Annotated in this window: 7 protein-coding genes and 2 tRNA genes; 3 read left to right on the top strand and 6 right to left on the bottom strand. The window is 46.1% G+C overall.

Annotated elements, in window-relative coordinates:
- Positions 1–467: 467 nt before the first annotated feature.
- Genes FC652_RS19055 through phoB form a run of 3 tightly spaced genes read right to left on the bottom strand, consistent with a single transcriptional unit; the run spans position 468 to position 3,426 of the window.
- On the bottom strand, positions 468–1,421 hold the full coding sequence (locus FC652_RS19055; RefSeq protein WP_176299787.1) for a PstS family phosphate ABC transporter substrate-binding protein: 954 nt from the start codon (positions 1,419–1,421) through the stop codon (positions 468–470).
- The gene (phoR, locus tag FC652_RS19060) at positions 1,418–2,716 is read right to left on the bottom strand and encodes a phosphate regulon sensor histidine kinase PhoR (RefSeq protein WP_045621519.1); all 1,299 of its coding nucleotides are present in this window, start codon (positions 2,714–2,716) and stop codon (positions 1,418–1,420) included. Before phoR ends, FC652_RS19055 begins: the two co-directional genes overlap by 4 nt.
- Positions 2,717–2,736: 20 nt before the next feature.
- The gene (phoB, locus tag FC652_RS19065) at positions 2,737–3,426 is read right to left on the bottom strand and encodes a phosphate regulon transcriptional regulator PhoB (protein WP_011078566.1); all 690 of its coding nucleotides are present in this window, start codon (positions 3,424–3,426) and stop codon (positions 2,737–2,739) included.
- Positions 3,427–3,644: 218 nt separating this feature from the next.
- Here phoB and rdgC point away from each other — a divergent pair, with 218 nt between their 5' ends.
- From rdgC to FC652_RS19080, 3 genes are all read left to right on the top strand, one after another.
- Complete coding sequence (gene rdgC / locus FC652_RS19070) at positions 3,645–4,559, top strand: recombination-associated protein RdgC (RefSeq protein ID WP_011078567.1); 915 nt, start codon at positions 3,645–3,647, stop codon at positions 4,557–4,559.
- Positions 4,560–4,701: 142 nt separating this feature from the next.
- Complete coding sequence (gene yegQ / locus FC652_RS19075; protein WP_011078568.1) at positions 4,702–6,102, top strand: tRNA 5-hydroxyuridine modification protein YegQ; 1,401 nt, start codon at positions 4,702–4,704, stop codon at positions 6,100–6,102.
- A 3-nt stretch (positions 6,103–6,105) separates the two neighbouring features.
- Positions 6,106–6,360, top strand: coding sequence for a YfhL family 4Fe-4S dicluster ferredoxin (locus tag FC652_RS19080; RefSeq protein WP_011078569.1), 255 nt, complete (start codon positions 6,106–6,108; stop codon positions 6,358–6,360).
- Positions 6,361–6,394: 34 nt separating this feature from the next.
- On the opposite strand, the gene mepA is transcribed toward FC652_RS19080, so the two are convergent.
- From mepA to FC652_RS19095, 3 genes are all read right to left on the bottom strand, one after another.
- Entirely contained in the window at positions 6,395–7,225 is an 831-nt protein-coding gene (mepA, locus tag FC652_RS19085; RefSeq protein ID WP_176299788.1) for a penicillin-insensitive murein endopeptidase, read from the bottom strand.
- Positions 7,226–7,426: 201 nt separating this feature from the next.
- Positions 7,427–7,503: transfer RNA gene (locus tag FC652_RS19090), tRNA-Trp, on the bottom strand.
- Positions 7,504–7,538: 35 nt separating this feature from the next.
- Positions 7,539–7,615: transfer RNA gene (locus FC652_RS19095), tRNA-Asp, on the bottom strand.
- Positions 7,616–7,701: the final 86 nt, after the last annotated feature.

Consider the following 7,701-nt stretch of genomic DNA (forward strand, 5'->3'; position numbering starts at 1 on the left):
ACTCAGTTCATTGATAAATCTTTTGGATTATCATCAACGAGTGCCCACACAGATTGATAGGTTTAAATTGTTAAAGAGCTTGCTTCTCAAGAAGTTTTTCTCTCAAAGCGGAGGTGAATTCTAGCGAGTTAATTTGAAGAGTCAAACACTTTTTCAAATTTATTTTCTCATAAGCTTTTACCTCACCCGACCTCGCCGAAGCCTTACGCTGTCTGCCGTGTCGGTGGATGCGCATTATAGGCAAGGTTGTTTCTTTGGCAAGTGGAAATTTAAAAAAAAAACAAAAACAAGTTCACTTGCTTGCTTTTTAAGCTCCTCAAGGCAAAATCGAACACAAAACAGACAAAGCTATCTAATTAACGGCAGCATTGTTACTTCTATCTCGCCCTATCTCAACAAACCAGTAGTATGGTTACCAGCTAAATACGCAATATGTACACGAAATGGGGTCCTATAAATATCAATCTTTACAGGCCAACTTTTACAAGCTCTTCTCGCGCGAAATCACGAGTGATCGATACATAGCCATCTTTTTCCACTAATGCTTGCCCCTGTGCCGAAAAGATAAACTTAATAAACTCCGCTTCGATGGGACTCAACGGCTTATTCGGATGCTTGTTGACATACACATATAGATAACGCGAAAGAGGGTAATCGCCAGTCAGAATGTTTTCTCGACTCGGATAAACAAACTCATTACCTTGCTTAGCAATAGGAAGTAGGCGCACGCCCGCCACACGATAACCCACACCAGAGTAACCTATGCCACTGAGCGTGGATGCCACCGATTGCACTACCGAAGCCGACCCCGGCTGCTCATTCACTTGGCTTTTAAAATCGCCGCCACACAGGGCGTGCTTTTTGAAGTAGCCGTAGGTTCCAGAAACCGAATTGCGCCCAAAGAGCTGAAAGTTGCGCTTTGCCCACTCCGCATCAATACCAAGCTGCGCCCACGTGCTGACAAAATCTTCTGCACCACAGCGTAAAGTCGCGGAGAAAATGGCGTCCAACTGCGGAAAGTTGAGACCTTGAACCGGATTGTCTTGATGAACAAAAATACCGATGGCATCAATCGCAACTCGCAACGCCGTAGGTTTATAACCATGAGTTCGCTCAAAGGCTTCCACTTCTCTTAAACGCATTGGGCGGCTCATTGGGCCAAACTGCGCCGTTTGTTCCGTCAGAGCGGGAGGCGCCGTTGAGGAGCCCGAGGCTTGCACCTGAGCATTGATGTTCGGATAAAGCGCCTTAAACTCTTCCACCCAAAGTGTGGTCATCCCCGCAAGCGTATCCGAGCCGACAGATAACAAATTCCCAGAAACACCGGGGATTTTTTTATAAGGTTGCAATGGTGTATCCAATGCCTGAGCACTCGCACTTATTCCACCCATCAACAATAAACTCAACCACCATCGTTTCATTTCGCCACCAACTTTGCCGGTAAAACGAATGAAAACTTACTGCCACTGCCAACTTTACTTTGGATATCCAAATGAGTGTCGTGATGAGTCAAAGCATGTTTTACAATCGCCAGACCTAAACCACTGCCCCCGGTGTCACGAGAGCGTGCTTTGTCAACGCGATAAAAACGCTCTGTCAGACGATGGATATGTTGCGGTTCAATACCATCACCACTGTCTTCCACTTCCAAGCAAGCCCCCTTGCTATTGCGATACCAGCGAACCTGTACGTTTGCACCAGCGGGTGTGTACTTCACGGCATTGTATACTAGGTTCGAAATAGCACTGCGCAGTTGATCTTCATCGGCATAGACTTTGAGCGCTTTATCCACTTGGAAAGAAATGGCGTGCTGATTATCACCACTCAAACTTACCGCTTCTTTCTCTAGCACTTCCAGCATGGCTGGCACATCAACCACTTCATCCAACTCATGAATTGGCGACGCTTCGATCTTGGATAAGGTTAACAACTGATTCACTAAACTGTTCATTCGATTCAGCTGTTCCGTCATCACACGATGGGCTTTGCCCCACATGGGGCCAACCAACATGTCCGGATCTTCGGTCATTTCGAGATAACCCTGAAGCACCGTCATTGGCGTGCGTAACTCATGGGAAACATTAGCAAAAAAGTTTCGACGCATGCCTTCTAGCTGTTTCAACTGCGTCACGTCACGCACCACCATCAAGTGCTCACCTTCAGTATAAGGAACAATACGCAGTTCCAGCGTACGTTCAACGTTTAGCGGCGAGCACATTTCCAACGGTTCAGAAAAATCATTACCAGAGAGATATTTAATAAAGTCAGGAGTGCGAAGAAGATTAGAAATAGGCTGACCAGAATCTTCAGGCCAATGGAAACCTAATAGATGTTGCGCCAGTTTATTGCACCAAACAATGTTGCCCTCCGCACGAAACACCACAACCGCATCCGGCAACGATTCTGCACCATTGCGGAAACGACGGATCAAATTCGTCAGTTCTTTACGCTTGCGTCGCTGCCTTTGCTGTAAGCGATAAAGGCCATTAAACAGCGATTCCCAATTACCACTGCCCGATGGCGGCGTTAAACGCTTTTCATCCCAGAGCCACGCAGACAAACGTACCTGATTGTGTAAATGCCAACCAAGCTGCAAAGCCGTCGCCACCAAAAGCAGCCACGGCATATAGCCGAATATCCACCCAACAATTACCCAGGGGGTGTAAAAAAAAGCCAGCTCCCATGCCAGCTTTTTCCAAGTTAATCTTTCAACCACTCACGACTCCGACATGGTATTTACGCTTTCGTTGAGAAACGATAGCCCGCGCCTCGCACTGTTTGAATCAGTTTATCATGCCCTGCATCTTCTAGCGCTTTACGCAGACGACGAATGTGAACATCAACCGTGCGATCTTCCACATAAACATTGGTGCCCCACACATTGTTCAACAGTTGCTCACGACTGTACACGCGCTCTTGGTGGGTCATAAAGAAATGCAACATTTTGAATTCTGTTGGCCCCATATCAACAGGCGCGTCATTGGCCGTCACACGATGAGAAACAGGATCGAGTTTAAGCCCTTGAACATCAATCACATCTTCTAGTGCGGTTGGCGTGACACGGCGAATCACCGCTTTAAGGCGAGCCACTAACTCTTTTGGCGAAAAAGGCTTGGTAATGTAATCGTCCGCACCGACTTCAAGGCCACGAACTTTGTCTTCTTCTTCACCACGAGCCGTCAACATCACCACAGGGATGTTACGCGTCAGCTCTTCACGCTTCATGTGCTTAATGAAATTGATGCCACTGCCACCTGGCAGCATCCAATCCAGTAATACTAAATCTGGGAAGGGTTCAGCAAGTTTGTTTACTGCCGTATCATAATCTTCAGCTTCAACCGCCTGGTAACCTTTCTGTTCAAGCACGAAACACAGCATTTCGCGAATTGGCGCTTCGTCCTCTACTACCAGAATCCTTCTAGACATAATTGAATAACCTTATGTAAGTTTGAATAATTTATAGGCCCTAGCCCTTTGCAACTGAAAGCATTATCACGTTCAATTATGACACTTTTGTGACCTTTGCAAACAAATTTTCATATAACTGTCTTTGTTGATTCATCTTGATTTTTTCCAACTCGATTAGGACAAGCCAGAAAAAATTGCCTATCATGTTGCCCCTGTATTTATCTTAGAGAAGCGCTATGTGGTTTAAAAACTGTATGGTCTATCGCGTGAATCGCGAGATTGAATTCAACGCAGATCAACTTGAAAAACAATTGGCAGAGTTCCGTTATACGCCTTGTGGCAGCCAGGATAAGCAAAAATTTGGCTGGGTAAGCGCGATGGGACGACACGGTGATATGATGACCCACGTGTCAGAAGACCGCATTCTTATCTGTGCTAAAAAAGAAGAAAAAATGCTGCCCGCTTCGGTGATCAAAGAATCACTGAATGCCAAAGTGGAAGCGATGGAAGCCCAAGAAGGCCGACCGCTGAAGAAAAAAGAGAAAGAAACACTTAAAGAAGAGATCATCATTGATCTTCTACCACGAGCTTTCAGCCGCAGTAATCACACCTATGTGCTCATCTTGCCAAAAGAAGGGTTTATTTTGGTCGATGCCAGCAGCTACAAAAAAGCAGAAGACGTGCTCGCACTGCTGCGCAAAACCATGGGTAGCCTACCTGTTGTACCTGCGATTCCAGAAAAAGCGGTTGAGACCACGTTGACTGAATGGGTAAAAACAGGCCAAACACCACAAGGTTTCCATTTACTCGATGAAGCCGAACTTAAATCGGTTCTGGAAGATGGCGGCATCATTCGCTGTAAGAAGCAAGAGCTCACCAGCGACGAAATTCTCAGTCATATCGCTGCGGATAAAGTTGTGACAAAACTGGCCCTCAATTGGCAAGAACGATTGGAGTTTGTTCTGGCCGATGATGCTAGCATCAAACGTTTGAAGTTTTCTGATGAATTACGCGATCAAAACGACGATATTCCGCGAGAAGATCAAGCCGCACGCTTTGATGCAGACTTTTCTCTCATGTGTGGTGAGCTGTCTGCATTTTTGCCAAACCTTTTTCAAGCACTGGGTGGTTTACCTCACCCTAACGCTTAAGCCTTTTCAACGCCTTCGCCACAGAAGGCGTTTTTCTCTCTTTTACCTAGTCAAGGATCACAATTTGGCGTAAAATTTGCGCCCCGATTCCATATGGTGGAATCGTACTGACCTGTGATCAGATAAAAAGAGAATTCAAGCAATGACATCAAATACACCCTTTGTTCCTGAGCTATTGTCGCCTGCGGGCAGTCTAAAGAATATGCGTTACGCATTTGCTTATGGCGCTGACGCGGTTTATGCCGGGCAACCTCGCTACAGCCTTCGTGTTCGTAACAATGAGTTCAATCACGAGAACCTAAAAATTGGTATCGACGAAGCGCATGCCTTAGGCAAGAAGTTCTATGTGGTATGTAACATTCAACCGCACAACTCTAAGCTAAAAACGTTTATCCGAGATTTGAAGCCGGTTGTGGATATGGGCCCAGACGCGCTAATTATGTCTGACCCAGGCTTGATCATGATGGTGCGTGAAGCCTTTCCTGATATGGCGATTCACCTTTCAGTTCAAGCCAACGCGGTGAACTGGGCAACGGTGAAGTTTTGGGCTGCCTATGGTGTAGAGCGTGTCATTGTTTCTCGTGAGCTATCACTCGAAGAGATCGAAGAAATTCGTCAACAGTGTCCAGAAACAGAACTCGAAGTGTTCGTCCATGGCGCCTTGTGTATGGCTTACTCTGGTCGTTGCTTACTGTCTGGCTACATCAACAAACGCGACCCTAACCAAGGCACTTGTACTAATGCTTGTCGTTGGGAATACAAGGTTGAGCAAGGCAAAGAAGACGATGCCGGTCAAATCGTAGAACAGTTTGATCCAAATGCTGCGCAAGCAATCGAAGTGCAGGAAGAGCGCCCAGAAACCACCATTGGTCGTGGCAAACCCATCGACGATGTTGTTCTTCTATCAGAAAGTCATCGTCCTGACGAAAAAATGGCAGCATTTGAAGATGAGCACGGCACCTACATCATGAACTCAAAAGATCTACGTGCAGTTCAGCATGTAGAGCGCTTAACTCAGATGGGTGTTCATTCTCTGAAAATTGAAGGCCGTACTAAATCCTTCTACTATTGTGCACGTACGGCGCAAGTCTATCGTAAAGCCATTGATGATGCGGTAGCGGGCAAACCATTTGACGAAACACTAATGGGAACACTAGAAAGCCTTGCTCACCGTGGATACACAGAAGGTTTCCTACGTCGTCACACTCATGACGCGTACCAAAATTATGACTACGGTTACTCCGTTTCGGATTCACAACAGTTTGTTGGTGAATTTACAGGCAAACGCCGCGGTGACTTAGCGGAAGTAGAAGTGAAAAATAAATTTGTTGTGGGTGATAGCCTAGAACTAATGACGCCAAAAGGTAACGTCATTTTCACTCTTGAACAGATGGAAAACCGTAAGTCTGAGTCAATTGACGATGCAAAAGGTAACGGCCACTTTGTCTTTATTCCAGTTCCACAGGATATGGATCTGAGCTACGCGTTACTTATGCGTAACCTAAACGAAGGTCAGGATACCCGTAACCCAACAGGTAACTAAGCTATGGCATTGCTTATCACGGATAAGTGCATCAACTGTGACATGTGTGATCCGGAATGCCCAAATGGGGCGATTTCAATGGGCGATAAAATCTTTGAAATTGACCCTAACCTCTGCACCGAGTGTAAAGGGCATTACGACAAGCCGACCTGTCAGTCTGTTTGTCCTATTACAAAATGCATCATTACGGATCCAAACCACATCGAAACGGAAGAGCAACTGCTTGAAAAGTTTGTCATCATCCAAGGCTTAGCTTAATCGATATCAAATAAAGCGCCAATGGGCGCTTTATTTATTTCTCACGTTTCTGATTTAGTACCGTCACACATGCCTCAGAGATAGGCTCTGGCTCCTGTGCTTTTTTCGCCGGTGGTGTTGGACGTTCTATCCAACTCAACACTTCTTCACCACAACCATCCCCCTCCGGCGGCAAAGCTTGCTCGACACAGTCATCGCTTCCTTGTGGGCAAGAGAGTCTCACATGCATGTGTGAAGAATGTCCCCACCAAGGCCTTACCTTTCTCAGCCACGACCTATGACTGGATGTTTCCATCTGACATAAACGCTGCTTGATAACGGCGTGGACAAAAATTCTTGCTACCCTGCCATTTTCGGCTGCGGCTCGGATCAACTCGAATTGCTCATCACGCCATTCATCGGCACGAATAGTCATGGTATCGAAATTGACGACACTCGCTGTCTTTGCCTGTTCAAGCTCATATTTATTCAAAGGAGAGGTGTTTAGTTTAAGCCATACATCAATATCAAGTCCGGTTTGATGACTCGCATGACCAAAAGAAAAACGCCCGCCTCGTGGTAAACTGACATCCGCAATCATTAGAGTAGAAGCCAAATGTGTATCCGCGTAATAGCCTAACTCTTGTATAAAAGTGACGGTTTCTGGATGCGCAAAGTAGCGATTACGCTGTGCACGCACAACTTGATACCCCTCCCCCTCTAGTGGTAAAGCGATACCACCATCTAAACAGCCATTTGCGTACGATCCTATTGATTGAGCACGTTCACGCGTTGGTGCGGTCACCAATTCCCACGCTGTCATTTGCAATGCCCAAATAGGTATTGAATACATCGTGCACAATGACGCCAGTATTTTAGCGAACATCCATTGATCCTTGCTTATTGTGAAGAGAGGTTTCTAAAGCATATTGCGACTAGGAAGTCATGATTTCAATTGAAGTGAACAAAATCCTGAAATACAAGTAACATCCATCGTCAAAAGTAGTGGATGATTAGGCAATGATATCGGTATAAAAATGGTAAAGAAATGAAAAAGGCTCTGAACTTTCGTTCAGAGCCTTGAATATGGCAGGGGTGGAGAGATTCGAACTCCCAACACGCGGATTTGGAATCCGCTGCTCTGCCAATTGGAGCTACACCCCTGCAGTTCGTGTTTAATGAGACGACTCTCGAATAAGTGGCGGAGCGGACGGGACTCGAACCCGCGACCCCCGGCGTGACAGGCCGGTATTCTAACCAACTGAACTACCGCTCCGCACTGGTTAGACATTTAAGTCTAAATTAAAAGCCTGGCGATGTTCTACTCTCACATGGGGAAACCCCACACTACCATCGACGCTA

It is taken from the genome of Vibrio sp. 05-20-BW147 (assembly GCF_013369385.1).
GTDB lineage: Bacteria > Pseudomonadota > Gammaproteobacteria > Enterobacterales > Vibrionaceae > Vibrio > Vibrio floridensis.

Excerpts from the sequence above, each read along its gene's own strand:
- FC652_RS19055 (WP_176299787.1), bottom strand. The coding sequence starts at position 1,421 with ATGAAACGATGGTGGTTGAGTTTATTGTTGATGGGTGGAATAAGTGCG.
- phoB (WP_011078566.1), bottom strand. The coding sequence starts at position 3,426 with ATGTCTAGAAGGATTCTGGTAGTAGAGGACGAAGCGCCAATTCGCGAA.
- rdgC (WP_011078567.1), top strand. The coding sequence starts at position 3,645 with ATGTGGTTTAAAAACTGTATGGTCTATCGCGTGAATCGCGAGATTGAA.
- yegQ (WP_011078568.1), top strand. The coding sequence starts at position 4,702 with ATGACATCAAATACACCCTTTGTTCCTGAGCTATTGTCGCCTGCGGGC.
- FC652_RS19080 (WP_011078569.1), top strand. The coding sequence starts at position 6,106 with ATGGCATTGCTTATCACGGATAAGTGCATCAACTGTGACATGTGTGAT.
- mepA (WP_176299788.1), bottom strand. The coding sequence starts at position 7,225 with ATGTTCGCTAAAATACTGGCGTCATTGTGCACGATGTATTCAATACCT.